The sequence below is a fragment of the Pandoraea pneumonica genome, from assembly GCF_049918595.1.
GTDB classification, from domain to species: Bacteria; Pseudomonadota; Gammaproteobacteria; order Burkholderiales; family Burkholderiaceae; genus Pandoraea; species Pandoraea pneumonica_A.
The window spans coordinates 647,284-670,961 of the sequence record NZ_JBNCRZ010000003.1; the positions used below are offsets into that span (position 1 = coordinate 647,284).

At 63.1% G+C, this 23,678-nt stretch carries 27 protein-coding genes and 1 tRNA gene; 17 read left to right on the forward strand and 11 right to left on the reverse strand.

Annotation, left to right across the window (positions count from 1 at the left end):
- Nucleotides 1-40 precede the first annotated feature (40 nt).
- Nucleotides 41-982, forward strand: coding sequence for a dihydroorotate dehydrogenase (locus tag ACPWR9_RS15445; RefSeq protein ID WP_426299378.1), 942 nt, complete (start codon nucleotides 41-43; stop codon nucleotides 980-982).
- Between the two features lie 119 nt (nucleotides 983-1,101).
- Nucleotides 1,102-2,391 carry a hydantoinase/carbamoylase family amidase gene (locus tag ACPWR9_RS15450; protein WP_426298953.1) on the forward strand — a complete coding sequence of 430 codons (1,290 nt, stop codon included), beginning with the start codon at nucleotides 1,102-1,104 and terminating at the stop codon, nucleotides 2,389-2,391.
- A gap of 60 nt (nucleotides 2,392-2,451) precedes the next feature.
- Here ACPWR9_RS15450 and ACPWR9_RS15455 read toward each other — a convergent pair whose 3' ends face one another.
- The 3 genes from ACPWR9_RS15455 to ACPWR9_RS15465 all read right to left on the reverse strand — a co-directional run bounded on the left by ACPWR9_RS15455 (nucleotide 2,452) and on the right by ACPWR9_RS15465 (nucleotide 4,656).
- Complete coding sequence (locus ACPWR9_RS15455) at nucleotides 2,452-3,903, reverse strand: M20 family metallopeptidase (RefSeq protein WP_426298955.1); 1,452 nt, start codon at nucleotides 3,901-3,903, stop codon at nucleotides 2,452-2,454.
- 181 nt (nucleotides 3,904-4,084) lie between these two features.
- On the reverse strand, nucleotides 4,085-4,489 hold the full coding sequence (locus ACPWR9_RS15460) for a hypothetical protein (RefSeq protein WP_426298957.1): 405 nt from the start codon (nucleotides 4,487-4,489) through the stop codon (nucleotides 4,085-4,087).
- Nucleotides 4,489-4,656 carry a hypothetical protein gene (locus ACPWR9_RS15465; protein ID WP_157125820.1) on the reverse strand — a complete coding sequence of 56 codons (168 nt, stop codon included), beginning with the start codon at nucleotides 4,654-4,656 and terminating at the stop codon, nucleotides 4,489-4,491. The genes ACPWR9_RS15460 and ACPWR9_RS15465 overlap by 1 nt, the downstream gene beginning before the upstream one ends.
- Nucleotides 4,657-4,796: 140 nt before the next feature.
- Between ACPWR9_RS15465 and ACPWR9_RS15470 the strand changes: the two genes are divergently transcribed.
- Nucleotides 4,797-5,048: a hypothetical protein gene (locus tag ACPWR9_RS15470; protein ID WP_426298959.1), complete on the forward strand. Its 252-nt coding sequence runs from the start codon at nucleotides 4,797-4,799 to the stop codon at nucleotides 5,046-5,048.
- Between the two features lie 768 nt (nucleotides 5,049-5,816).
- Here ACPWR9_RS15470 and ACPWR9_RS15475 read toward each other — a convergent pair.
- From ACPWR9_RS15475 to ACPWR9_RS15500, 6 genes are all read right to left on the reverse strand, one after another.
- A complete protein-coding gene (locus ACPWR9_RS15475; protein WP_426298961.1) occupies nucleotides 5,817-6,098 on the reverse strand; it encodes a hypothetical protein in 282 nt (93 codons plus the stop codon).
- Between the two features lie 30 nt (nucleotides 6,099-6,128).
- Entirely contained in the window at nucleotides 6,129-7,097 is a 969-nt protein-coding gene (locus ACPWR9_RS15480; protein ID WP_426298963.1) for a DNA/RNA non-specific endonuclease, read from the reverse strand.
- Between the two features lie 49 nt (nucleotides 7,098-7,146).
- Nucleotides 7,147-7,305: a hypothetical protein gene (locus tag ACPWR9_RS15485; protein ID WP_426298965.1), complete on the reverse strand. Its 159-nt coding sequence runs from the start codon at nucleotides 7,303-7,305 to the stop codon at nucleotides 7,147-7,149.
- Between the two features lie 119 nt (nucleotides 7,306-7,424).
- On the reverse strand, nucleotides 7,425-8,069 hold the full coding sequence (locus ACPWR9_RS15490; RefSeq protein WP_426298967.1) for an FMN-binding negative transcriptional regulator: 645 nt from the start codon (nucleotides 8,067-8,069) through the stop codon (nucleotides 7,425-7,427).
- 115 nt (nucleotides 8,070-8,184) lie between these two features.
- Complete coding sequence (locus ACPWR9_RS15495) at nucleotides 8,185-8,682, reverse strand: DUF2501 domain-containing protein (RefSeq protein ID WP_426298969.1); 498 nt, start codon at nucleotides 8,680-8,682, stop codon at nucleotides 8,185-8,187.
- A 124-nt stretch (nucleotides 8,683-8,806) separates the two neighbouring features.
- The gene (locus ACPWR9_RS15500; RefSeq protein ID WP_426298971.1) at nucleotides 8,807-10,444 is read right to left on the reverse strand and encodes a restriction endonuclease; all 1,638 of its coding nucleotides are present in this window, start codon (nucleotides 10,442-10,444) and stop codon (nucleotides 8,807-8,809) included.
- Between the two features lie 351 nt (nucleotides 10,445-10,795).
- On the opposite strand from ACPWR9_RS15500, the gene ACPWR9_RS15505 reads away from it, so the two are divergent.
- The 5 genes from ACPWR9_RS15505 to ACPWR9_RS15525 all read left to right on the forward strand — a co-directional run bounded on the left by ACPWR9_RS15505 (nucleotide 10,796) and on the right by ACPWR9_RS15525 (nucleotide 14,479).
- Nucleotides 10,796-11,512, forward strand: coding sequence for a phosphatase PAP2 family protein (locus ACPWR9_RS15505; protein WP_426298973.1), 717 nt, complete (start codon nucleotides 10,796-10,798; stop codon nucleotides 11,510-11,512).
- Nucleotides 11,513-11,675: 163 nt separating this feature from the next.
- Entirely contained in the window at nucleotides 11,676-12,428 is a 753-nt protein-coding gene (locus ACPWR9_RS15510) for a sulfite exporter TauE/SafE family protein (protein ID WP_426298975.1), read from the forward strand.
- Nucleotides 12,429-12,497: 69 nt separating this feature from the next.
- The gene (locus ACPWR9_RS15515; RefSeq protein ID WP_426298977.1) at nucleotides 12,498-13,148 is read left to right on the forward strand and encodes a phosphoribosyltransferase; all 651 of its coding nucleotides are present in this window, start codon (nucleotides 12,498-12,500) and stop codon (nucleotides 13,146-13,148) included.
- A gap of 175 nt (nucleotides 13,149-13,323) precedes the next feature.
- A complete protein-coding gene (locus ACPWR9_RS15520; RefSeq protein ID WP_426298979.1) occupies nucleotides 13,324-13,854 on the forward strand; it encodes a glycine cleavage system protein R in 531 nt (176 codons plus the stop codon).
- Nucleotides 13,855-13,864: 10 nt separating this feature from the next.
- Nucleotides 13,865-14,479: an SRPBCC family protein gene (locus ACPWR9_RS15525; protein ID WP_426298981.1), complete on the forward strand. Its 615-nt coding sequence runs from the start codon at nucleotides 13,865-13,867 to the stop codon at nucleotides 14,477-14,479.
- On the opposite strand, the gene ACPWR9_RS15530 is transcribed toward ACPWR9_RS15525, so the two are convergent.
- Complete coding sequence (locus ACPWR9_RS15530) at nucleotides 14,480-15,238, reverse strand: IclR family transcriptional regulator (RefSeq protein WP_150678903.1); 759 nt, start codon at nucleotides 15,236-15,238, stop codon at nucleotides 14,480-14,482.
- 179 nt (nucleotides 15,239-15,417) lie between these two features.
- Complete coding sequence (locus tag ACPWR9_RS15535; protein ID WP_426298983.1) at nucleotides 15,418-16,335, reverse strand: NAD(P)-dependent oxidoreductase; 918 nt, start codon at nucleotides 16,333-16,335, stop codon at nucleotides 15,418-15,420.
- 300 nt (nucleotides 16,336-16,635) lie between these two features.
- Here ACPWR9_RS15535 and ybgC point away from each other — a divergent pair, with 300 nt between their 5' ends.
- The 9 genes from ybgC to ACPWR9_RS15580 all read left to right on the forward strand — a co-directional run bounded on the left by ybgC (nucleotide 16,636) and on the right by ACPWR9_RS15580 (nucleotide 23,649).
- Complete coding sequence (ybgC, locus tag ACPWR9_RS15540) at nucleotides 16,636-17,127, forward strand: tol-pal system-associated acyl-CoA thioesterase (RefSeq protein ID WP_426298985.1); 492 nt, start codon at nucleotides 16,636-16,638, stop codon at nucleotides 17,125-17,127.
- 39 nt (nucleotides 17,128-17,166) lie between these two features.
- On the forward strand, nucleotides 17,167-17,841 hold the full coding sequence (gene tolQ / locus ACPWR9_RS15545; RefSeq protein WP_426298987.1) for a protein TolQ: 675 nt from the start codon (nucleotides 17,167-17,169) through the stop codon (nucleotides 17,839-17,841).
- Between the two features lie 21 nt (nucleotides 17,842-17,862).
- Nucleotides 17,863-18,297, forward strand: a complete 435-nt coding sequence (gene tolR / locus ACPWR9_RS15550; RefSeq protein ID WP_046291400.1) for a protein TolR — start codon at nucleotides 17,863-17,865, stop codon at nucleotides 18,295-18,297.
- On the forward strand, nucleotides 18,294-19,337 hold the full coding sequence (gene tolA, locus ACPWR9_RS15555; protein WP_426298988.1) for a cell envelope integrity protein TolA: 1,044 nt from the start codon (nucleotides 18,294-18,296) through the stop codon (nucleotides 19,335-19,337). Before tolR ends, tolA begins: the two co-directional genes overlap by 4 nt.
- Nucleotides 19,338-19,439: 102 nt before the next feature.
- A complete protein-coding gene (gene tolB, locus ACPWR9_RS15560) occupies nucleotides 19,440-20,732 on the forward strand; it encodes a Tol-Pal system beta propeller repeat protein TolB (RefSeq protein ID WP_426298990.1) in 1,293 nt (430 codons plus the stop codon).
- A 30-nt stretch (nucleotides 20,733-20,762) separates the two neighbouring features.
- Nucleotides 20,763-21,263 (forward strand): OmpA family protein, encoded by a 501-nt coding sequence (locus ACPWR9_RS15565; RefSeq protein ID WP_150678909.1) that lies wholly within the window; start codon nucleotides 20,763-20,765, stop codon nucleotides 21,261-21,263.
- 10 nt (nucleotides 21,264-21,273) lie between these two features.
- On the forward strand, nucleotides 21,274-22,017 hold the full coding sequence (ybgF, locus tag ACPWR9_RS15570) for a tol-pal system protein YbgF (RefSeq protein ID WP_174987791.1): 744 nt from the start codon (nucleotides 21,274-21,276) through the stop codon (nucleotides 22,015-22,017).
- A 335-nt stretch (nucleotides 22,018-22,352) separates the two neighbouring features.
- Nucleotides 22,353-23,468, forward strand: coding sequence for a YeeE/YedE family protein (locus ACPWR9_RS15575; RefSeq protein WP_426298992.1), 1,116 nt, complete (start codon nucleotides 22,353-22,355; stop codon nucleotides 23,466-23,468).
- Between the two features lie 105 nt (nucleotides 23,469-23,573).
- Nucleotides 23,574-23,649 (forward strand) — tRNA-Lys (locus ACPWR9_RS15580).
- Nucleotides 23,650-23,678: the final 29 nt, after the last annotated feature.

Sequence of the window (23,678 nt, forward strand, 5' to 3'; positions counted from 1 at the left end):
CTTGCGCGATGGTGGCGAGCGCACCCTCGACGTACCCGATCTGAGCGTTCGCATCGGCGCGCTGACGTTGCGCAATCCGGTCATGCCCGCGTCAGGCTGCTTCGCCATCGAATACCGTGAGGCGCTCGATCTCAACCGGCTCGGCGCATTGGTCATCAAGAGCGTATCGCCCGCCACGCGCGCTGGAAACCCGACGCCGCGCGTCGCAGAAACGCCCGGCGGCATGCTCAATTCCATTGGCATTCCCAGCAAGGGGCTCGACGCCTATCTGCGCGACGTGCTGCCGCCGTACACGCAATTCGACACACCGGTGGTCGTGTCTGTCTCGGCCGACACTGCCGAATCGTTCGCCGACGCCTGCGAGCGGTTGTCGTTGCCGGAGGTCGCTGCCATCGAAGCCAACATCTCGTGCCCGAATCTCGAAGCCGACGGCATGGCCTTCGCGATGCTGCCCGAGACGACCTATAAAGCCGTGAGCGCGATCCGCCGTCGCACGAAGCATCCGCTGTGGGTGAAGCTCACACCGAACGCCGGACAGATCGCGCCGATTGCGCGTGCTGCGGAAGATGCCGGTGCCGACGCCATCGTCATGGGCAACACCGTGCTGGGTATGGCCATCGACGTGCACACCCGCCGCCCCAAACTCGGCAACGTGATGGGGGGGTTGTCGGGCCCGGCGATCAAACCGCTCGCCGTGCGGCTCGTGCACCAATGTCACCGCGCAGTGCGCATTCCGATCATCGGTTGCGGCGGCATCGAGACGGCTGACGATGCCGTCGAATTCATGCTCGCCGGGGCCACCGCTGTGCAAGTGGGCACGGCCTCGTTCCGCGATCCTGCCGCAATGGGCCACATCGTCGACGGCCTCGCGGCCTATTGCACGCGCCACGAGATCGACAAGCTCGCGTCACTGACGGGCGCAGTGGCGCTCGACGCCCAGCTCACCGACCGGTGGTTGCGCTTCGCCCAGCAGTCCGGGTGATGGGGAGCCGTTGCGCTCGTCTTTGCCACACGTCGTGAAGACGAGCACGGTTCGCAGGCAGTGAATACCGCCTGCGAACCACCCTTCCCCTCGTTTATGTCTTTGCAGAAAACACGCTCATGAGTATTACCGCGCTGGCCTCGCTGGCCGATCAACTTTTCCACGACCTGCGCCGCCTCGGCGACGACGGTGTCGGCGTCTCCCGCGACAGCTATGGCGCAGGCGAGAACGCGGCCGCGTCGTATCTGACTGAATGGGCCGGTCATCAGGGACTCACCGTCACGCGCGACCGCGCGGCCAATTTGGTGTTTTCGCTACCCGATGCGCCGGGGCAGTCGGGGCTGTCGGGGCTGTCGGGTGGGCCCGATAACACACCAGCAACATGGATCGGTTCACACCTCGACTCCGTGCCACAGGGCGGCAACTACGACGGTATGGCTGGCATCGTCGCGGGCTTGCTGTGTCTTGTCGAACAGCAACGCAGCGGCCGTCACAGCGCGACACCGGTGCGTGTGCTCGCGCTGCGCGGTGAAGAGAGTGCATGGTTTGGCAAGGCGTACATGGGGTCAAGTGCGCTGTTCGGCAAACTGAACGACGCCGATCTCGCGATGCCGCATCGCACGCACGGCCGCGCACTTGGCGAGTGCATGGCCGAGGCGGGTGCCGATATCGACGCCATTCGTGAAGGGGCGATGCTCTTTGACGCATCGCGCGCCAAGGCGTGGTTGGAGCTGCACATCGAGCAAGGTCCGGTGATGATCGCCCGCGAGATGCCGGTGGCCATCGTGCCGGGCATTCGCGGCAACGTGCGTCACAACCGAGTGTCGTGCGTGGGCGAAGCCGGCCACTCCGGTGCCGTGCCGCGCTGGCTGCGCCACGATGCCATGTTTGCCGTGGCCGATCTCATCACGCGACTCGACGAACATTGGCGTGCGCTGCTCGAGCGCGGCATCGATCTCGTAGTCACCACAGGCATCGTAGGCACCGACCCCGCCGAGCATGCGATCTCGCGCATTCCGGGGCGCGTCGATTTCAGTCTCGAAGTACGCAGCCAGAGCGCCGATACGCTCGACGTTTTTTACGAGTTGATGCGCACCGAGTGCCGGGCCATCGAGCGCGATCGCGGTGTGCAGTTCGTGTTCGATCGGCGGCTAGCTTCGGCACCGGCGATCATGGATGCGCACGTGTCATCGTTGCTCGTTGACGCCTGCCGCTCGCTCGATCTACCGCAAGAGCGTGTGCCGAGCGGCGCCGGTCACGACGCCGCAATCTTCGCCAACGCGGGCATTCCAAGCGGGATGGTATTCGTGCGCAATGCCAACGGCTCGCACAATCCGCATGAGGCCATGGATATCGACGACTTCATGCGCGGCGTGCAGGTACTCGAAGCGGTGACGCACCGTCTGTAAAAACGAAAGGGCCGCGATCGTTTCGATGCGGCCCTCACGGTCATTCGAATTGCAGAGATATTACGGCGCCAGCGCGATCACCTCGGCAACGGCAGACGTCAGCTTCTTCGCATAGGGGACATGCAGGAATTCGTTCGGTCCGTGCGCATTCGACTTCGGACCGAGCACGCCGCACACCATGAACTGCGCGCTCGGGAACCCGGCTTGCAGCGTGTTCATCAGCGGAATCGTGCCGCCCTGCCCGATGAATGCCACGTCGGCACCATAGTGGCGTTGCGACGCCGTATTGAGCGCCGACGACAACCAAGGGGCCACTTCCGGGGCATCCCAGCCGGATGCCGAGGCGTCGGCCTTGAACGTCACCTTCGCGTTGTACGGCGGATCGAGTTCGAGCAGCGACTTGAGCTCGTCGACAGCCTGCGCAGCATCGATGAGCGGCGGCAAGCGCAGCGAGAGCTTGAAAGCCGTGCGCGGACGCAGCACGTTGCCCGCATCGGCCAGCGCTGGCAGACCGGCAGCGCCAGTGACTGACAGCGACGGGCGCCACGTCGAATTCAGGAGCGCTTCCTTCGGATCGGTCGTGGTCGGCAGCACCGACAGGCCGTCTTGACCGCAGGCCCACGGCATCTTCTTCCAGACGTCGTCGCCAAGAATCGCGGCGGTGGCTTCTGCTTCCTTCAAGCGTTGCAACGGAATCGGGCTATGAAAGCCTTTGGGTAACACGTTGCCGCTGCCCGCGTCTTCCAGACGCTCAAACAACTGGCGCATGATCCGGAAGCTCGACGGCGCAATGCCGCCGTAACCGCCGGAGTGAATGCCTTCGTCGAGCACCTGCACTTCCAGACTGCCCGAGATCATGCCGCGCAGCGACGTGGTCAGCCACAACTGGTCGTAGTTGCCAGCGCCCGAATCCAGGCAGACGACGAGGCTCACTTTGCCCAGGCGTTCACGCAGCGCGTCGACGTAAGGCAGCAAATCGTAACTGCCCGACTCTTCGCATGTTTCGACGAGGCCGACGCAACGCGGACGTTCCACGCCTTGGGCGTCGAGGGCGGCGAGTGCCGTCACGCTGGCATAGATCGCGTAGCCGTCGTCGGCGCCGCCGCGGCCGTAGAGCTTGCCGTCTTCGAACTTCGGCGTCCACGGGCCGAGGTCTTTACGCCAGCCGTCGAATTCCGGCTGCTTGTCCAGATGGCCGTACAGCACGATCGTTTCGTCGCTGCCCGAGCGCGTCGCGGGGGCTTCGAAGAAGATCACCGGCGTGCGGCCTTCGAGGCGAATCACTTCGAGCTTGAGTCCCTTGACCGGCTGACGCTCGGCCCACTGCGCGGCGTCGCGCACCACACGGTCGATATAACCATTGCGCGCCCAGTCGGCGTCGAAGCCCGGGCTTTTGGCAGGTACAGCGATGTAATCGGTCAGCGCGTGAAGAATTTCATCATTCCATTTGCGTTCGACGAATTCGCGCAAAGCGGCCGTGTCGAGCGACGGCGAGGTGACGGTATCGTTCATGGGGGTCCTCGGAGGGGGTCCTTGGCGGATCGAGTATTTCGGCGCTGATGCGCTGGCGCGTCAGCGTCGCTCGCAAGCGAGCGGCATGGCGTCATGATAGCCATTCCCGGCGGATGTGGCGACCGGTCGAACGGATGCCCCGCCCCCGCCGCAAAGCGGCGCAGCGGCAGTCGGCCGACAATCAGTTGCCGGTGCCCGGTGGCCCGAAGTGGAAGACGATCTCCCCGGCAGCACCGGTGGCTTTCACGCACGTCGCCACTTCGGTTGCCTGTCCGGCGACATCGATCGAATGCTCGGTGTCCGCACTATTGCAGCGCCAACTGTAGGTGATAGGCCGCTGGCAGCGGTTCTTCACTTCGTAGCGATAGTGGGAGACGTCGGCAGGCAGCGCACGAACATTGCCGCACGCTTGCCCGGAGGTATCGACGGGCTCGGCGACCAGACCCGGTGAAGCGGACTGAGCGGACTGTGCAGCCGGTGCCGGTGGCGACTGAGGTTGTTGCGCGTACACCGACGCGCCCGCCGTGGCGGCGAGCAGCGCCAGCATCCCCGTAGTCAGTGTGTGGTGAAAACGGCCGGCAGGCATCAGATCCAGCGCCACGCGATGGCGACAGCGCCCACCGCGACAGCGACCGAAATAGCGATACCGAACCATGCCAACTGCGCTCGCCGTGCCCGGCGGCGGCTCGATTCCGAAGTGTCGTAAAAACGACCCAATCCGCCCGAATACAACTTTTCCCAGCGAATTTCCATGGCGCACCTCACAAATCAAACAAACCGGCCCGCAATGCCTTATCTTTTCTTCTTTATCGAAAGTTTAGAGACGCAAGGCAATTCGGACAAATCCTCAGAACGAACTACCTTGAATTCCTACACGCCGACTTCGTCTCAAGATGGCACTATTCTTGCGGAATTGCAATAGCGTCGACTTACAGGATGCCGCGCCAAAACTGCGTCAGGCGACGTTTATCGCGATGCGTGAAAACGCGCTTCACGCCGCATTGCAATGGTTTTCAATGGATTTTTTGCCGATTTCCCGACATTTGGCGATGGCGGTAGCGCTCGAACGCTTCGACACTTTAAACATCTGTAACAAAACGTGTCGAACCGCACGAACGTTCGCTTATCTCAGCGCCGCCGATTGAGCCCAATCGGGACGCAATAACGCCGCCCGCACTAACGTGGGAATTCAAATCAGATGGGGAAAGCAACGATGCGCGGCAGGCCGTCGGAAGGCGGTGCCGCGCGCGAAAGGAAGATTGGGGACTTAGCGCCCTAGGAAGGCCGCGCCGATCGACAGAAGAACGAATCCACCCACACTACAGGCGATCGCTACCGCCAGAAGGCGTTGAAAGAGTTGCTCGCGCTCAGTGGCGCTGCGATTCGAACGGGGTTGAATGTGGTGAACAGAACCCCATCCACTCGAATACACTTTTTTCCAACGGATGTGCATAGATAACCTCGCGTTGTTTAGTGCTCGTGGCCTTTCCCGTCACCGACTCCCTGATATCGGAATCGACGGGACGCAGGGCTAGTATGCGCTTCGCAAGAAAGCCGTAAACCCCTTATCGGTGTTGCGTCGCCACAAGAGAATCAGCGACGCCAAGTGATTTTCGAGACGAATTAAGACCTCGCCAAAAAGCGAATGGGTGACGTGAATCGAGATTTTTGACGGGGAGTGTCAATGCGACACTTTGTCGCAGGTGCGACAAGTTGTCGCGCAACCCGCATGAATGGTGAAACGACGAGAAATGACAGGGGTGCGCGCGTTCGACCGGATACGCGGTTTGCCGCACGATGGAATGCGTCGCACGGCGAAGGTTGCGGCAGATGACCCAGCAAGGCGAATCATCTAGTGCGCCGCAACATCGAATGTTTGAATAAAGTGCCAACCCCGGGTAAATCCGGAGCGATCACTCCGCGAACGGGTTCTTCACCTGCCGTGGGGCGATGTCCTTCTCAGGCTCGGCCTGTTGCGGCAACGTGCCGGATGACAGCGCGTCGACGACGGCGTCGAGTACGGTCTTCAGGGCCAGCGCCTGCCGAAGCCCTTCGGCATCGCGGCGCAGCGTCAGGCTTCCAAAGATAGCAACGTGATCCGTGTGATTTTCCACGTTCAACTCACCCAGCGAAAGGGCGTCGGCGTCGTTGGCGAACGGGGCAAAGGTCGTGGCGGCCGGGGACGATGCGGTCATCGAAGACTCCTGTGTCGGGGGAAACATCGGTTAGCGAATGATCGTGCGCAAAAAGTCGAGCACCGTTTGCGCCTCGCGGTAGGTCGGCACCTCAGGGTCGCGCTTGCGCTTGCTGCCGCCCGCTGCCTTGGGCGCGGGCAGACGCATTGCCGTGGCTTTCACCGAGGCGGGCATGCCGGGAAAGAAGTCGATCCCGGCCAGCTTCTCGAGTTCTGCCACGCTCACCACCGAATAGTCGCCTGTTGCCTCGTTGGCGACAAGGTACGCGCCCGCTTGCTTGCGTTTCGGGTCGTACACCACCTTAAAGAGCTGCGTGGGCACCATCACCCGGTTGCCGATCTGTGTGATCGATTGCCCTTTGAAGAGGGGCCCGGTGATGACGAATAACTCTCCCCGATCGCGGGCCAGCGTGCGCACACTCGACTCGATGCCCGCCCAGAGATAGCGATTGTTCTCGCTGTTCTGCGGCACCATGTTCGAGAGCGAGAAGCTTTCCGATTGCGCCCGCGCATCGGGCATGTCCGCCGACGGCGCCATGTGCCCACGGTCGTATCCCGAGCGCACGTAATCGCGCAACTCCGCCCGCTCGCTGGCGGGCAAATTCGACTCGGCATGGAAGCTGTTGACGCGGGTCATCTCGCGCGCATCAGCGAGCCGGTCGCGTGTGAGATGTTCAGCCGACCAGAGCGGCGTGCGCGTCACGCCGGAGTGCATCACACCGAACGCGCTGAAGCACACCTCGCGCGCGGCACGTGTCATCGATGCGTTGGTGATATCGGGGGCGGTGCCTGCGAAGTAATGATCGCCACATGCGCTGGCCGCGGCGAATGCGTTGCCTGAGACGACCACGAGGCCAACGGCGGCAACGCGAGAAATCAGGTGGGAAATTTGGAGAGTGACAGCACAACGAGGGCTGACTGCGAGTGTTGCCAATTGCCGGGCCATCGCGCGCAAGCGAGTTGCGCGCACTGCGGTGGCCGTCCGTTCAGACTGCTTCATCGCACTGCTTACGGTAAGACTTGGGGGTGCGATTGTAGCGGATGAACCGCTATTCAGGGACCACGTTTCCCACGCCGTACGCGGCGCATTGCAAGGTCTGATCGGGGGCGAGGTTGCCGCACTCGTCGGCTTGCGCGCTCGGCACGTCCGCCTGTTCCAGTAGGAACAAGCAGAGCAACAGCGCAAGCATGGCGAGCAACGTTTTCATCGCGGCACCTGAGTCGGGATGCCGCATTGTATGCGGGGACGCCTACGGCAAACCTGTCTGAAACCCGCGAAATTGTTTCGTTTCGTTACGGTGAGGCGCCTCGTTGGGCGCCATCGTGATCAGGTTTTTGGCACGTCGCCGCGCTGTGCCACCAAGGTGGCCATCGGCTCGCTCAACGGCCCTTGAGCGCGAAGCCCTTCGACCACACCGATGCGGTCAGCCATGGCCCGGTTTTGCGTCGCTTTGAATTTGCCTTCGATGCGGCGAATCGGAATTTCCACGCCGACGATGGCGCGCACCATGCCGTCGATAAAGTCAGCCGGCGCGTCTTCGACGGCCCACGGCGCAAGTCTGCCCTGCTCTTGCGACGTCGTCAGATCGCCGACCAGACGACGCACCCACGCCGCGTCGTCGATCAGGCGCGGCTTGCCCCACACGTGCACCGCCGCGTAATTCCACGTCGGCACTACCTTGCCATGCTCGGCCTTGGCCGCGTACCACGAGGGCGTGATGTAAGCCTGCGCACCGGTGAACGCCACGAGGCAGTCGTCGACGTCCTTCAACGCCGGACCGTGCGGATTCGCGCGCGCCAAATGCGCGCGCAGCGTGCCGAACTCGCCTTCGTCGGGATACATCAGGAACGGGATCGGATCAGCCACCAGCCCGAGCGCGCCAGCGCTCACGAGCAGGCCAAGCGGATTGGCGCGAATGAAATCGTGCAGCACCTCGGGACGATCGTCGGCAAAGGCAGTAGGCAAATACATCGAAGACTCCGGACTCAGGCGGTGGGGATGGAATGACGCCTAGCGTACGCCTAGGCGTGGCCCCTCGCAAAGACCCAGTTTCAATGAATTTTTTGGTACCACTCAGCGCACGTGGTCAGAGGAAGGACTTGGCTTGATCGAGCACCTTGTCGCAGACCTGGCGCGTGAGTTGCTCCTTGAGTCCGCCGCCGTTCAGGTCGACCGTCTTACCGTCCGGTGACGAAAGCAGCCCCTTGGCGCCATCGAGATAGCCGGGACTAGCGGCCGCCGAGCCCGACTGCGTGCCGATCTTACCGAGCAGCTTGTCTTTGACGTCCGTGGCCGAGCTCAGATTCGCGCCATTGAGGTAGTTGTTCTTGATGCAGAACTGCAAGACGCCAGTGGCATTGCCGATGCTGCCGGAGGTTAGCGAGCTCGCCGAGCCCATTCCGCCCAGACTGCCGGCAAGGCCGCCAGCGTTGGACCCGCTGGACCCGCCGCCGATGGCGTTCTTCAGGGCGTCGAGTTGCGCATGCGCCAGCGTGGGGGCGCCGAGTGCCAGCACCAGTGAGAGTGCCGTGCCCAAATTGCTCACCGTGCGCTGGCCTGACAGGCGTTTCGTGCGTCGCGACATACGAACCTCCGTATTGAGTTTGGGGTTTGCCTTGGGAAAGACCGATCCACTATAGCAGGCAGGTCTTTCCCCAATGCTCTCCCATCCCAACGGTTCGTCGCCTGACATGCGCGCGCCGGAATGCCTACACAGACGCTGCGGTAGCCCCAGGCGCTCCGACTGCGCCAACCCCTTCTGGCGATACCGGGGCCGCCACACTGGCATCGACGCCCGCGTTTTCCTTGAGCTGGAACACCAGGTGCTGGCCGCCGAGCAATTCGATGCGCCGGTCGCGTGCGAACTCCACTACACCGTCCTCGAATTCGCCCGTGGTAATCAACATGCCACGCGCCGCACCGATCTGCTGCATTTCCGCGAGCATCGTGCGCGCCGCGCCCAAGCCCAAATGCGGCGTATTGCGATGGATGTGCACCACCACATCGCCACCGAAGATCGGGTGCGGATCCCAGGCGCGGCAGGTCAGCATGCCGTCTTCCGTGGGCAGCAGGGGCGGACCTTCGAAGCCATGCGAGCGCAGCAGGTGGAACATCACCTGCGTGAAGTCCTTGTCGGTGAGCGTCATGAGATTGAAGCGACGATCGACGGCGACATCCGCGTCGGTGATGACCTGCGTCATATCGACACCGGCCACCGGCGTGACGGCCTGCAACGCTTCGGGGCGTGGCGACACGCGCGCACCGATCGTCGCGAGATGCGTGACGGCATCGCCCTCGGCGAGCACCAGCGCCGCGAAGTCGGCGCGCGACACATGCACGCTTGCGAGACACAGGCGATCGTCGCCCCCATTGACATAGAGGTTCAAGACGATCGCATTCACGTGCCGCAACGGGTCGGCGGCGAAAAGCTCGTAGAGCGAGCGCAGCAGCATCTGGCGCAGCGCATTCGCGTACACCTGCGCGCGCATCGCATCGCCGGCGGGCATGCCTTGAATCGCTTTTTCGATGGTGTCGTAGCGATAGTCGAGCGCGATGGGGACTGCGGCGTCAAGCGTTGGCACATCGACGCCGATCGCGAGCAACTTGAGATTCTCGACGTAGTGAGCGGCGAGCGTTTGATGAAACGCGTCCGGATACGGGCTGCGGCTCAGCACGATGCGCGCGTAGCCGGTGACGGCTGCCGCCTCACCGCGCAACAACGCGCCTTCGAAATCCGCGACCGCCGCGTTCTGGCGCGAGGCTTCCGCACGAGCGGCCTCGGTGGCCTTTTGCTGCGCGATTTGCAGAATCATCGAGCCTTGCGTGCGACGGATCTTCGACGCTTCGTATTCGCGCTCGGCATGGACGAACTCGCTACGCGCCTTCGACACGGCTTGCTCGTAGCGCGCCGACGCACCCGGCATGGCGAGCGCCAATCGGCCCGGCTTCTCCGGGGCAAACGTCTCCCATTCGGGTTTGGCAAGAATCTTCGGCAGATGACGGGTGTCGAGCACCGGCGGCGTATTGCGCGCACGCAGGTCGGCGGGTGGGATGCGCAGGTCGCGCGCAAGCCCATCGGCCAGCAGGCGCTCCAGACGCGCGATCTCAAACTTGGCCCGCGCAGCCTGTGCGCTCGCTTCGGCTTGCTGCCAGGCCAGGTGCAGCCGCTCTCGCGCCGCGGCATCGGCAGCGGGTGCTTCGTCAAACGCGCGCTGCGCCTGCTCGGCGGCCCGCACTTCCGTCAGACCTCGCATTTGCGACTGAGCATGCTGCTGCTCACGCGTATGCGCGGCGCGCCAAAACTCGCGCGCCAGACGGTCGATGATGCTATTGAATCCCCGAATCACTGCTGCCCCCGCATGCGTTATTGATTTTGTTTTGACTGGCGAACTGCTCACACAAAAGCGATGGATCTGAATTTCCGGCGCCGCAGCGTCTTAGCGCTTCGTGGTCGACTTCATGGCCCCGCGCCATGCAGGGGACGATTGTAGGACGATGGACGTCAATCCCGCAAAAAATCTTTCCGTTCCTTGCCGCGAGAGCATGTCATGCGCGCAACGTCGGCGTACTGATCGTCATCAAATCGCCACGCCGCTGCCTCAGGCTTGCGCCCACGCTCGCCCTCACCCCACGCATTCACGACTACCATGTCGCCATCGCACGATGGTGTCGCTGCCCAGCTTTTCCGAACTTGCGTCATGACCGAACTCACCCCCACCCCATCTTCCCTGCCGCCATCTGGTGCCCCTGTCACGTCCGGCGCCCCGCGCGTTTGTCTTCGCGCGGCGTGGATCAGCGCGCTGGGCTGCCTGCTACTCGCACTTGCCGCCATTGCATGGTTCGACCGGCCGATTGCCGACTTCGCGCATCTGCACACGCAAGGTACGCCGTGGATACAGCACGTCGCGGAATTGCCTGCGCCGCTGTTCGTGGTGGGATGGCCGGTGTTCTTCGTGCTCGGCGCGGCGCTGCTGTGGCGACGCACATTGCCCGATTGGCTGATCACGCTCTGGCTCGCCGGAGGTGCCTTGGGCGTGGCGGTTTATGCCAAGGCCGGGTTGAAGCACATTTTCGGACGCACATGGCCCGACACGTGGACGCACAACAACCCGTCCTATCTGCGCGACGGCGTGTTCGAATTTCGCCTCTTCGCCGGGGACGGTGCGGCGTACGCCTCGTTTCCGTCCGGCCACCTGACGGTCATGCTCACCTTCGCGACGGTCGTCGCCTTGCGCCACCGCGCGATGCGCTGGCCGTGCGCGCTTGCCGTCGCAGCAACGGCGTTCGGCCAAATTGCGTCCGACTATCACTGGACGAGCGATGCGCTCGCCGGTGCCGCGCTTGGCATTAGCGTGGGCACCGCCGTCGTTGCCGTCTGGGAACGGCTGGCACCGCGCCTGCCAGGCAATCGCTAACACGCCACCTAGCGAGCCGTCGCGGCGCACACCAACGCCCGCACGCGCTCAGCCCGAGCGGATTTCGCGAATCGGCGAGATCGCCGCATAATGCCGCCTTTATCTGCCGTCCTGATCTGCCGCAAGGCCCGGCCAGTGCGGCGGCATTGCGTGCCCCCGATTCATGACCTTCGATCCCGTTCTTCCGCTGATTATCGGCGCGTGCGTGGCTGGCTTCGTGCAAGGCCTGTCCGGCTTTGCGTTCGGCTTGGTCGCACTGTCCTTCTGGGCGTGGTCGCTCCCGCCCACGCTCGCGGGCCCGCTCGTCGCCTTCTGCTCGCTCATCGGCCAAATTCTCGGACTGCGTGCCGTGCGCCGCAGCGTGCCGCTCGACCGGCTGGCACCGTTCGTGATTTGCGGCCTCGTCGGGGTGCCCGTCGGCGTATGGATTCTTCGCTATCTCGACCCTGTGTGGTTTCGTGCAGGTATCGGCGCGATTCTCGTTGTGTACTGCACGATCCTGCTGCTCTCGGCCCACCTGCCCCGCATCACGCACGGCGGCCGTGCGGCCGATGGCGTGGTGGGTTTTATCGGCGGACTGATGGGCGGTATTGGCGGGCTCGTCGGCGTGGTGCCCACGTTGTGGTGCACGCTGCGCGGGTGGGACAAAGACTTGCAGCGCGCCGTCATGCAGCTCTTCTTCATCGCGATGCACACGCTCACGATGATCATGTACACCGTGCACGGCGTGATTACCGCGAAGACACTGCATCTCTTCGCGATTGCCGTGCCATCAATGATCTTGCCGACACTGGCTGGCGCGTGGGCCTATAAATTCCTCTCGGATCACGCGTTTCGCCGCATGGTGCTCGCGTTGCTGGCCTGCTCGGGCGTGACGCTGCTCGTCGGCACCGTCCCCGAATTGCTCGCGCGCTAAACAAGCATCAGCATGCGGCGTTAGGATGACAGGATTCCCCTTCCTGCCGGGCTTGCCCCCGCCGCCGTCATGCCGTTCCTCGATCGCGCCGCCGCTGGCAATGCCCTCGCCGAAACCCTCGCCTCGCACGAGGTACTCGCGCAATGCGCACCGCCGCTCGTGCTGGCAATTCCGCGTGGCGGGGTGCCCGTTGCGCTCCCCATCGCCAGACACCTGAGCGGCACGCTCGACGTGCTGCTCGCCCACAAACTCGGCGCCCCGCATCAGAGCGAACTCGCGGTGGGTGCCGTCGATGAATTCGGCGGTATTTTTCTGGCGGACCACGCGTTGTCGCTGGGCGCGACCGGCACCTACCTCGCCCGCGAGACAGCACGCCAGCGCGCGCTGTTGCAGCAACGGCGGCAAGCCTATACACCGGGGCGCGGAGCGCCTCAGGTGGCGGGCTTGCCCGTGGTGGTTGTCGACGACGGCATTGCGACAGGCGCGACCATGATTGCCGCATTGCGCGCTCTGCGACGTCTGGGTGCCGGGCCACTCGTCGCTTGCGCTCCGGTCGGCGCGCGCGATGCCGTGGCACGTTTAGCGCCGCTCGCCGATGCGGTCGTCTGTCTGGAGATGCCGCAACCGTTCTATGCCGTCAGCATCGCGTACAGCGATTTCGCACAAACCGACGACGCTACCGTCATCGCGTTGTTGCGCATGGCCGAAGCCGGTCCATAGCTGCACGAAGGCACCGAGACAACGACGCGACCTCGCGCGCTGCTTAGGCGTAGCGGCGAGCCGGGCGATTGCACTACACTTGAGCCTTGCACGCCAACCGGTCGCAGTGAAGGTGCTTGCGCCACAGCGAGCGCCGCCGATGCTTCCTGCCTCTTCAGATTCGACGGAGCCTGACATGACGACGTCCCTGATTCTCAACGTGATCGGCCCGGACCGCCCGGGGCTGGTCAACGCCATCGCCGATCGTGCATCCGCCGCGGGTGCCAACTGGCTCGAAAGCCGCCTCGCCAATCTGGCTGGTCAATTCGCCGGCATCGTCCATCTTCAGGTACCGGACGAGCGCGTCGCTACCCTCACACAAGCCTTGCAGGGCCTCGAGACGCACGGGCTGCGCGTGTCGGTCACGCACGCCCAAAGCGCCGCCGCCGATCCCGCCGCGCGTTTGCTGCAACTCGATCTCGTCGGTCAGGATCACCCTGGCATCGTCAAAGAAATTTCGCACGTTCTCTTCGCACGCGGCATCAGCATCGATGAACTCGACACCGAGTGTGTCGAAGGCTCGATGTCCGGCGGCACGCTGTTTCGTGCCACGGCACGCCTGCGCGTACCGGCCAACGTCTCGACCGACGCGCTGCGTCAGGTGCTCGAAGGCCTGGCCAACGACCTCATGGTCGATGTCGAACTAGATTCGCCCGCCGGTGCCTGAGCGCGCGCCGATGAAGCGAGCCTTCCTGTTCGTCCTCGCCGCCGTCGCCATCATTGCCGTTCTCTCGCTCGCCCCGCTGCCGTTCGAGCGCGAGACCCATGTGGTGAACGTGATCACCCTGCGCCAGCCGCCGCAGGCCGTCTATAACTACGTGACCACCGCCGCCAACTGGCCGAAGTGGCATCCGGCGTCGCTAGCCGTGGAAGGCGCGACCGAGCATCCGCTCGGACTGGGTGACGAAGTCGCGGAAGAATTCCGTCTCGCGGGTCGTCACGGGATCATTCACTGGAAAGTGGTCGAGGCGCAGGCGCCGTCCACATGGCGCATCGAAGGCGAAGTCAATCGCCGCCCGTCCGGCGAAGTGCGATACAAGCTCACGCCGGAAGGCACCGGGACCCGCTTCGAACGCGATTTCATCTATCGCACACCGAACCTGTTGTTCCTGGTGCTCGACCCGATCTTCATCGGACCGCGCGTTCGGGCGGAATCGGCGCAAGGGGCGACGCAGTTGACACAGATCTTCGATGCGATGGCCTCGTCGGCACCGGTGGCAACGTCTGCCACACCAGCGCACACCCCGGAATCGGTCGACAGCGCATCCGCCGCAGGCGCGGCGAAGCCCTGATTACTCGTTGAACGTGGCGGCCATCGTCTCGGCGGCGGCCTGAAGTTCCGGCAGATAGGTCATCAGCTTGTCGAGTGTCGAATGTTCGGCGCTCGCCTGCACCGCAATGGCCGCGCACGCCCGATTGCGATCGAGCATGACGGGCACCGCCACGGCGATCATGCCCGGCACATGTTCTTCGTTGTTCGTGCCGACACGGCGTTTGCGCGTTTCCGCCAATTCCGCGCGCAAATCTTCGAGATCGGTAATCGTGTTCTCTGCGCGCGGGCGCAACGGAAGATGCGCGATCAGCTTCTCGCGCCGCGCGCGGGGCAGAAACGCCAACAGCAGCTTGCCGCTCGCCGTGCAGTGCAACGGCACCCGCGACCCGGGTGAGAGCTTGAGCTGGCGCGACCATTCGGTCTCCACACGATCGAGATACACCAGATCGTCCCCCGAGAGCATCGACAGGTTGCAGGTCTCGCCGAGCTTATCCACCAATTGCTGAAGAATGGCGTGCCGCGCAGCCGCCGGGCCAGCGTGCATCAGCGCATTGACCGCCAGGGCGCGCACACGCGACGACGGCTCGTAATGGCGGCTGCCCGCCTCGCGCGTGACGAGCCATGCGGCTTCCAACTGTTTGAGAATGCGATGGACGGTCTGCTTGGGCAGACCGATGGCGGCGACGATCTCCGCCAATGTCATGGGCGCGCCTGCGGCGCAGAGAATTTCGAGAATGCGGAATGCGCGGACGGCCGCGGCGTTCGACTGGTTACTCATGCCGGTTTTTTAGGATCTTTGTCAGTGTCGTTATGAATCGCGGCGGTCTCCTCCCGCACGACACTGGCTTGCACCTACCTACCGCGCTGGCCGTCGCCGTGCCGTCGCACCACGACGTCCCGTTTTCCGCATTCTAGTGCCAACCGCTACCGGCTGACGATAGGAGATAAACCCGGAGTTCAGGCTTTGCCCGAGAGCACGCGCAGCCGGTGGATCAGACTGGACGTGTCCCAGCGGCGGCCGCCCAAGGCTTGCACGTCGCCATAAAACTGATCCACGAGTGCGGTGACCGGCAGCGAAACACCTTGACGCTGGGCTTCCGCCAGACAAAGCCCGAGGTCCTTGCGCATCCAGTCCACGGCAAAACCGTAGTCGAACTTACCGTCGATCATCGTCTGGCCACGGTTATCCATCTGCCAGCTCGCCGCCGCGCCCTTGTTGATGACGTCGAGCACGAGCTTCATGTCGAGACCGGCTTGCTGGCCGAAGTTGATCGCCTCGGACAAGCCCTGCACGAGACCGGCGATGCAAATCTGATTGACCATCTTGGCGAGTTGCCCCGCGCCCGCCTCTCCGATGCGGGTGACGGCACGACCATAGGCGCGAAGCGTGTCGGCGACCTGATCGAACGCGTCGGCATCGCCACCGCACATGATGGTCAGCGCGCCGTTCTTGGCACCCGCTTCGCCGCCCGAGACCGGGGCGTCGACGAAGTGCAGGCCCTTCTCGCGCGCCACGGCGTAGAGTTCGCGGGCCACGTCGGCCGAAGCCGTCGTATGGTCGACGAACACCGCCCCCGCCTTCATCCCGGCAAAGGCGCCCTGCGCGCCGAGGACGACGCTGCGCAGATCGTCGTCGTTGCCCACGCAGGCGGCGACGATGTCGGCATCGCGGACCGCTTCAGCCGGGGTGGCGGCATGACCACCGCCATATTCCTTCGCCCACTGTTGCGCCTTAGCCGCCGTGCGGTTGTAGACGGTGACGGTGTGACCGGCACGTTGCAGATGACCAGCCATGGGGTAACCCATGACGCCCAGTCCGAGAAAAGCAATACGAACAGTTTTGGCGGCGGGAGCTTGCGTTTCGGGGGAAGTCACTTCGAAGGGCCTCGCAGGTAGTTTTATAGAACGAAAACCGGCGGCGTCACGATGCATGCGTGCGCGCGCCGGATTCTCTCGAATATCAGGGGGCTTGCGAGCCGTCATTATAGGGACGCCCCGAGCGCTCACGCCAGAGACACTCCCACCTCTGCCGCCCGGTACACGGGGCATTGCGCTGATTTCGCCCCACTTTGGTGCGTCCGTGCGGCGGCAAAAATCCATCGTTGAAGCACGGTTGTTGCGCGTAGTTGAAAAATTCTGTTTCCGTGACTGGCGTTGTTGCCGCGTTCCGATACAATGCGCGGCATGGCTGATTTTGATACCAGTTGGTCAATCCGCGTTTACTACGAGGACACCGACGCCGGTGGCGTCGTCTTCTACGCCAACTACCTTAAATTCTTTGAACGGGCCCGCACCGAGTGGCTCCGTTCGCTCGGCATCGAACAACTCCAACTGGCCCGCGACACCGGCATGATCTTCATCGTGCGCTCGACTGCGCTCGACTACCTGAGCCCCGCCCGGCTGGACGATCTCGTGATCGTCAAAAGCCGGATCGAGCATCTCGGCGGCGCGAGTGTCGACTTTCTTCAAGAAGCCTGGCGCGATGCGCCCGACGGCAGCAGCGAACTGTTGGCGCGCGGCAGCATCAAAATCGGCTGCGTGTCGGCCGATACGTTGCGCCCCGGCAGAATTCCGGCGAACGTGCGGCTCGCCATGCAATCGGCCATTGCCGCCAACAAGTCCGTCAGTGCAACTGCCCACGCCGGGAGCGGCGCGGCGGCCGCCTGATCCCAGGGACAAGAATTCCGGTCAGTCAATAACCAAACCATGCCCGATCAAGACCTTTCCATCATTTCGCTGGTCATGCACGCCAGCGTGCTCGCACAGGCCGTGATGGCCCTGCTGTTGCTGCTCTCGCTGATGTCGTGGACGCACATCTTCCGCAAAATCTTCGCGATTCGCCGGGCGCGCGCCCAGACCGAGCGCTTCGAGCGCGACTTCTGGTCGGGCGGCGATTTGCAGGCGCTCTATCAGAGCGCGCTCAACAACCGCCATCAGACCGGTGCGCTCGAGCGCATCTTCGAATCGGGCATGCGCGAATACATGAAGGCGAGCGAGAAAGGCCTGAACGATCCGCACGCCATTCTCGACGGTGCCCGTCGTGCGATGCGCGCTTCCTTTCAACGTGAAATGGACTCGCTCGAGAACAATTTGCCGTTTCTCGCGTCGGTCGGCTCGGTGAGCCCGTACATTGGTCTGTTCGGTACGGTGTGGGGTATCATGAACGCTTTCCGCGGCCTGTCGAACGTACAACAAGCGACGCTCGCCAATGTGGCGCCGGGTATCGCGGAAGCGCTGGTGGCAACGGCCATCGGCCTGTTCGCCGCTATCCCTGCCGTGGTTGCCTATAACCGCTTCGCCACCGACATCGACCGGCTGTCGATCCGCTTCGAAAGCTTCATCGAAGAGTTCTCCAACATCCTGCAACGGCAGATTCACTAAGCACTCCGGGAGCGCCGAGACATGGCAGGTTCTATGCGCAACGCTCGCCGCGGCCGTCGCGCCATGGCAGACATCAACGTCGTACCGTACATCGACGTGATGCTGGTGCTGCTCGTCATTTTCATGGTGGCAGCCCCATTGGTGGCACCGTCGATCGTCAATTTGCCCAGCGTGGCCAACGCGAGCCCGCAGCAACAAACGCCGCCGGTCGTCGTCAATATCGAAGCCGACAATCGCATGCTGGTTCGCTATAAGGATGGTGAAAATACGATCGAGCAGCGCATGAGCGCTGGCGATCTGACCGGGTTCCTGCAAGGCCGTCAGGCTGCCAACCCGGATCAGCCGGTTGTCATCGCCGCCGACAAGTCGGTGCGCTATGAAATCGTCATGAACGTGATGTCCGATCTGAAGGCCCAGGGTGTCAAGCGCGTGGGCCTGCTCGTCAAGCAGAAATGAGCCGCACCGTAGCCCGACCCGACCGCCCCATTGGACCGCGCAAAGATGAGCGCGGCACGGGGCGGGCATTCCTCCTCGCGCTGTTCATGCACGCGTTGCTGTTCGCGCTGCTCTTCTATGGCATGCGCTGGCAGAACAGCTCGCCTGCGGGTTCCGAAGCCGAATTGTGGACACCGACCGAAGTCGCTACGCCGACACCGCCGGTGGTAGCCCCGCCGCCGACGCCGGCACCGCCGGCAATCGCCACGCCCACGCCGCCGCAGGAAGACGCCGACATCGCCCTCCAGCAGAAAAAGCGCAAGCAAGAGCAAGAGGCCGCCGAACAGGCGCGTCTGCTCGAAGCGCAGCAGGAAAAGGCGCGTCAGGAAGCCCTCAAGCAAAAGCAGTTGGCTGACCAGCAAGCGGCCGCCGATCTCGCACGCAAGAAGGCCGCGGCCGATGAAGCCGCGCGTCAGCAAAAGCTTGCCGATCAAAAGAAAGCCGACGACCAGAAGCGCCAGAAGGAAGAGGACGCGAAGAAGGCCGAGCAATTGAAGCAGCAGCAACTCGCCGAAGAACAGAAGAAGGCCGACGCCGAGAAGAAGGCGGCGGAAGATAAGGCCGCCAAGGCCAAGGCCGCTCAACAAGCCGCCGCGCAAAAGGCCGCCGACGCGGCGCGCGAGCAGCGTCTCGCATCGCTGCGCGGGATGGCGACCGGTACGCCGGGCGCCAACGGCAATGGTCTGGGCACACAAGCAGGCGGCACGGGCGCCGGTGGCGGCGGTACGGGCGCGGCCGGCTATGCCGAACGCGTGCGCGCCAAGGTGATGCCGAATATTGCCTATGCGGGCGATACGACGGGCAATCCGCAGGCCATCGTCGCGGTGCGCATTGCACCGGACGGCAGCATTCTGTCGATGCAGTTGACGAAGTCGAGCGGCAATCCGGCGTGGGACGCCGCCGCGATGGCCGCCATCAAGAAATCAGACCCCTTGCCGCGCGGTGTCGACGGCAAAGCCCCGCCCCCGACGCTTGATATTCACCTCCGTCCAAAGGGCTGAGGAATGTTGTCAACCGGGAACGAAAACCGAGCGAAGCAAGTCCATTTTCATCAGGATGTGGTAGAAATGGCCCTTGCACCGCGTAACTGACTAATCGAACGCATGCGAATTTCCAGTCAATATGCATGGCGTGCGCTGGTAGCCACCTGGCTCACCGCGGCTTGCACGATCGCCCATGCGCAGACCCCGCTCACTGTCGAGATCAATGGTGTCGGTACCAACCGCTACCCGATCGCCGTGTCGAACTTCAAGGGCACCGCGCCCACGGACATCGTGTCCGTCGTCAAGGCCGACTTGAGCAACAGCGGTCGCTTCAATCAGATCGATACGGGCGGCGCCACGGTTGGCGTGGACGATTCGGTCGATCTCGGCACGTGGCGCGCCAAGGGGGCGAATGCCTTCGTCTCGGGCACCATCACCCCGGCAGGGGGTGGCAACTTCCAGGTCAGCTTCCGTCTGTACGACGCCGTGAACGGCCAGCCGCTCGGCGGGCTCGCCCTCACCTCGTCGGCCGCGAACCTGCGCCTGACCGCACACAAGATTGCCGACTATATTTATCAAAAGCTGCTCGGCGATCGCGGCGTGTTTGCGACGCGCCTGTCGTACGTGCTGCATACGGGCTCGAACTACCAGCTCCAGATTTCGGATTCCGACGGTCAGGACGCGCGCGTTGCCCTCAACAGCCGCGAACCGATCATCTCGCCGGCCTGGTCGCCGGACGGCACCAAGGTGGCCTACGTCTCCTTCGAGAAGCGTAAGCCGGTGGTGTACATCCACGACCTGCCGACGGGCCGCCGTGCTGTGCTGGCCAACGAGAAGGGCAACAACTCGGCACCGTCGTGGTCGCCGGACGGCAGCAAGCTCGCCGTGGCGCTCTCGCGCGATGGCAACACGCAGATCTATCAGGTCAACGCCAATGGCGGGGGCCTCAAGCGTCTGTCGCGCAGCGGCGCGATCGACACGGAACCGCAGTATTCGCCGGATGGCAAATGGATCTACTTCACGAGCGATCGTGGGGGTGGTCCGCAAATCTATAAGATGCCGGCCGGTGGCGAAGGTGAAGGCGCTGCACAGCGCGTGACCTTCAAGGGGAGTTACAACGTCAGCCCGCGAATCAGTCCCGACGGCAAGTTGCTCGCGTTTATCGCGCGTCAGGGTGGCGGATTCAAGCTGAGCGTGCAGGATATGAGTACTGGCGATGTTACGGCTCTGACCGACACCAGCCACGACGAGTCACCGAGCTTTGCCGCGAACGGCAAGTACATTCTTTATGCAACGCAGTCCGGGGGCCGAAAGGTTCTCGCGGCAGTCTCGGTGGACGGGCAAACCCGGCAGATTCTTCAGGTTCGGGGAGGGGAAGTTCGCGAACCCTCCTGGGGCCCTTTTATGCAATAACATCAACAGCAACATCCAACGGAGGCTCATATGAGTTCCCTGCTTCGTAATATCCTCGCCATCTCTTCGCTGGCCGCTCTGGCCGCTTGCTCGTCGGGTGTGAAGCTCGACGACCAAGCTAACGCCAACAAGGGTCAAACCACCACGGACGCCCGTGCTGTCGCCCCCGTCGACGCATCGGCTGACGAGCTGAACAACCCGAACGGCCCGCTCGCCAAGCGCAGCGTGTACTTCGGCTTCGACCAGTACAACGTCGACGCTCAGTACACCCCGCTGCTCCAGGCACACGCCAACTTCCTGAACAAGTACTCGCAACGTCACGTGCTGGTTCAGGGCAACACCGACCCGCGCGGCACGAGCGAGTACAACCTGGCCCTGGGTCAGAAGCGTGCTGAATCGGTCGTGAAGGCCATGTCGGCACTGGGCGCCAACACCAGCCAGATGGAAGCCGTTTCGCTGGGCAAGGAAAAGGCTACCGGTACTGACGAAGCTGGTTGGGCGCAAGACCGTCGCGCCGATCTGGCTTATTGATTGAATCGCCATGACGTCTCGTTTGCTTAAAAACCTGATCTGTGCGGCGACGCTTGGCACCACGCTGCTGAGTCCGCTCGCGCATGCCGGATTGTTCGACGACGACGAGGCGCGCAAAGCGATCCTCGATATCCGCAGCCGTCTGGATTCGGACAAGCAGCGGATCGAGGGGCTCACGCGCAACGTGCTGGATTTGAACAACCAGATCCAGCAGTTGCAGCGTGATCTGGCCGACCAGCGCGGCCAGAACGAAGATCTGAAAAACCAGCTTGCGAACCTGCAACAAAGTCAGAAGGACTTCTATAACGACCTCGATGGTCGTTTGAAGAAATTCGAACCGCAGCAGATGACCGTCGGCGGCGTGACAGGCACCGTCCAACCGGGCGAGAAAGATGTCTTTGACGCCGCGCTGACGAAATTCCGCAATGGTGACTACAAGGGTGCGCAAACGGCATTCCGGACCTTCTCAGCCAAGTATCCCGACAGCCCGTATCAGCCCGAAGCACAGTTCTGGCTTGGCAATGCGCAGTACGCCAATAAAGATCTGAAGGGCTCGACTGCGACGCTGCAAGGAGTCGTGGCGAAGTACCCGACGAGTCCGAAGGCGGCCGAATCGATGCTGGCAATTGCCAGTAATCAGGCCGAATCCGGGCAGACGGCAGCAGCTAAAAAAACGTTGCAAGATTTGGTGGCTAAGTACCCGGACAGCGAATCGGCAGCGGAGGCCAAAAAGCGTGCGGCCAAGCTGAAGTAAGACGCCCCGCGGGAAGTTGCGCGAACCTGCTTCCCGTGTCAGGTCACTCGTCAAAACGTATGACGCCGCCTTTGGGCGGCGTTGTCGTTTCTGGCGCGTGTATCTCCTCGTTTCACAGCACAGCACGCGCGCTCAAGTAGAATACGGACTTTCCAAGCGTAAGAGGCGCGGCGTCTCAGGGGATGCGCACAGGCAAACGGCCTGCGCGATATGACGACCGCACCCGCGACGGGCAAACACGTTTCGTGTGCTGCACGTCAGATAACAACAATGCCGGTTGCGCCCCGCAGCTCGCGACAATGCTTTGAACGGCCTGGCACGGCCGGTCTCGCCTCATGACAGACGTCGATCTCACCGCCCTCTCCCACACCGTTGTGTGGCTCACCTTCGGCCTGGCCTTCGTGTTCGGTGCCGTCCTGCAACGCACCCACTTCTGCACGATGGGCGCGCTCTCCGACATCGTGAACATCGGCGACTGGAACCGCATGCGCATGTGGTGGCTGGCCATCGGCGTGGCGACCATCGGCACCGGCGTACTGGCGTCTCTTGGCATCATCGATCCGATCAAGGCGATCTACACGACCCCGCGCTTCACCTGGCTTTCGTACATCGTCGGCGGCTGGTTGTTCGGCTTCGGCATGGTGCTGGCGTCCGGCTGCGGCAGCAAGACGCTTGTGCGCATCGGTGGTGGCAATCTCAAGTCGCTGCTCGTGTTCGTGATGATCGGTTTGTCCGCCTACATGACGCTCAAGGGACTGTTTGCCGTGTGGCGTGTTGCCGCGCTCGACAGCGTGCAAACGACGTTCGCCACCTCGCAAGATCTGCCCACGTTGCTGGGCGGTATGTTCGGCGGTGACTTGCATCGTGCGCAACTCGTGCTGGGCCTCGTGATCGGTGGCGCGTTCGTCGTTGCCGCCCTCGCCCGCCGCGAGTTCTGGACCGTCGACAATTTGTTGGGCGGCCTGGTGGTGGGCGCGATCATCGTGGCGCTGTGGTACGTCTCAGGCAAAGTCGGTTACGTTGCCGAGAATCCGAACACGTTGGAAGAGAGCTTCGTCGCCACCAACTCCGGCAAGATGGAAGCCCTGTCGTTTGTCTCGCCGCTCGCCTATACGCTGTACTGGCTCATGATGTGGAGCGACACGAGCAACGTGATCACGCTGGGCATTGCGAGTGTGTTGGGCGTGATCGTCGGGTCGTTCGCATATGCGCTGGTGTCGCGCACTTTCCGCTGGGAAGGTTTTCACGGCACCGAGGACACGGCGAATCACATGGTCGGCGGCGTGTTGATGGGTTTTGGCGGCGTGACGGCGCTGGGTTGCACGGTTGGCCAGGGGTTGTCGGGCGTGTCGACGTTGGCGCTCGGATCGTTCGTGGCGATCGTGGCGATTCTCGTGGGCGGCATCTGCGCGTTCAAATACCAAATGTGGCGTATTGAGCGCAGCGTTTGAGGGAATTCCGCACAGTATGCGAGTAATCGTGCACGAACTGACACATTCGCATCACACAAGTATTGACACTATAGCGATGTCGTCGCTATAATCTTTTTCTTCGTTGGGTCGTTAGCTCAGTTGGTAGAGCAGCGGACTTTTAATCCGTTGGTCGCAGGTTCGAGTCCCGCACGGCCTACCAAACGAATTCGAGGGGTTGCGAGAAATCGC

Bases quoted from the DNA above. Each gene is read 5' to 3' on its own strand.
- ACPWR9_RS15450 (WP_426298953.1), top strand. From the start codon at position 1,102: ATGAGTATTACCGCGCTGGCCTCGCTGGCCGATCAACTTTTCCACGAC.
- ACPWR9_RS15455 (WP_426298955.1), bottom strand. From the start codon at position 3,903: ATGAACGATACCGTCACCTCGCCGTCGCTCGACACGGCCGCTTTGCGC.
- ACPWR9_RS15460 (WP_426298957.1), bottom strand. From the start codon at position 4,489: ATGCCTGCCGGCCGTTTTCACCACACACTGACTACGGGGATGCTGGCG.
- ACPWR9_RS15465 (WP_157125820.1), bottom strand. From the start codon at position 4,656: ATGGAAATTCGCTGGGAAAAGTTGTATTCGGGCGGATTGGGTCGTTTT.
- ACPWR9_RS15470 (WP_426298959.1), top strand. From the start codon at position 4,797: ATGGCACTATTCTTGCGGAATTGCAATAGCGTCGACTTACAGGATGCC.
- ACPWR9_RS15475 (WP_426298961.1), bottom strand. From the start codon at position 6,098: ATGACCGCATCGTCCCCGGCCGCCACGACCTTTGCCCCGTTCGCCAAC.
- ACPWR9_RS15480 (WP_426298963.1), bottom strand. From the start codon at position 7,097: ATGAAGCAGTCTGAACGGACGGCCACCGCAGTGCGCGCAACTCGCTTG.
- ACPWR9_RS15485 (WP_426298965.1), bottom strand. From the start codon at position 7,305: ATGAAAACGTTGCTCGCCATGCTTGCGCTGTTGCTCTGCTTGTTCCTA.
- ACPWR9_RS15490 (WP_426298967.1), bottom strand. From the start codon at position 8,069: ATGTATTTGCCTACTGCCTTTGCCGACGATCGTCCCGAGGTGCTGCAC.
- ACPWR9_RS15495 (WP_426298969.1), bottom strand. From the start codon at position 8,682: ATGTCGCGACGCACGAAACGCCTGTCAGGCCAGCGCACGGTGAGCAAT.
- ACPWR9_RS15505 (WP_426298973.1), top strand. From the start codon at position 10,796: ATGACCGAACTCACCCCCACCCCATCTTCCCTGCCGCCATCTGGTGCC.
- ACPWR9_RS15510 (WP_426298975.1), top strand. From the start codon at position 11,676: ATGACCTTCGATCCCGTTCTTCCGCTGATTATCGGCGCGTGCGTGGCT.
- ACPWR9_RS15515 (WP_426298977.1), top strand. From the start codon at position 12,498: ATGCCGTTCCTCGATCGCGCCGCCGCTGGCAATGCCCTCGCCGAAACC.
- ACPWR9_RS15520 (WP_426298979.1), top strand. From the start codon at position 13,324: ATGACGACGTCCCTGATTCTCAACGTGATCGGCCCGGACCGCCCGGGG.
- ACPWR9_RS15525 (WP_426298981.1), top strand. From the start codon at position 13,865: ATGAAGCGAGCCTTCCTGTTCGTCCTCGCCGCCGTCGCCATCATTGCC.
- ACPWR9_RS15530 (WP_150678903.1), bottom strand. From the start codon at position 15,238: ATGAGTAACCAGTCGAACGCCGCGGCCGTCCGCGCATTCCGCATTCTC.
- ybgC (WP_426298985.1), top strand. From the start codon at position 16,636: ATGCGCGGCATGGCTGATTTTGATACCAGTTGGTCAATCCGCGTTTAC.
- tolQ (WP_426298987.1), top strand. From the start codon at position 17,167: ATGCCCGATCAAGACCTTTCCATCATTTCGCTGGTCATGCACGCCAGC.
- tolR (WP_046291400.1), top strand. From the start codon at position 17,863: ATGGCAGGTTCTATGCGCAACGCTCGCCGCGGCCGTCGCGCCATGGCA.
- tolA (WP_426298988.1), top strand. From the start codon at position 18,294: ATGAGCCGCACCGTAGCCCGACCCGACCGCCCCATTGGACCGCGCAAA.
- tolB (WP_426298990.1), top strand. From the start codon at position 19,440: ATGCGAATTTCCAGTCAATATGCATGGCGTGCGCTGGTAGCCACCTGG.
- ACPWR9_RS15565 (WP_150678909.1), top strand. From the start codon at position 20,763: ATGAGTTCCCTGCTTCGTAATATCCTCGCCATCTCTTCGCTGGCCGCT.
- ybgF (WP_174987791.1), top strand. From the start codon at position 21,274: ATGACGTCTCGTTTGCTTAAAAACCTGATCTGTGCGGCGACGCTTGGC.
- ACPWR9_RS15575 (WP_426298992.1), top strand. From the start codon at position 22,353: ATGACAGACGTCGATCTCACCGCCCTCTCCCACACCGTTGTGTGGCTC.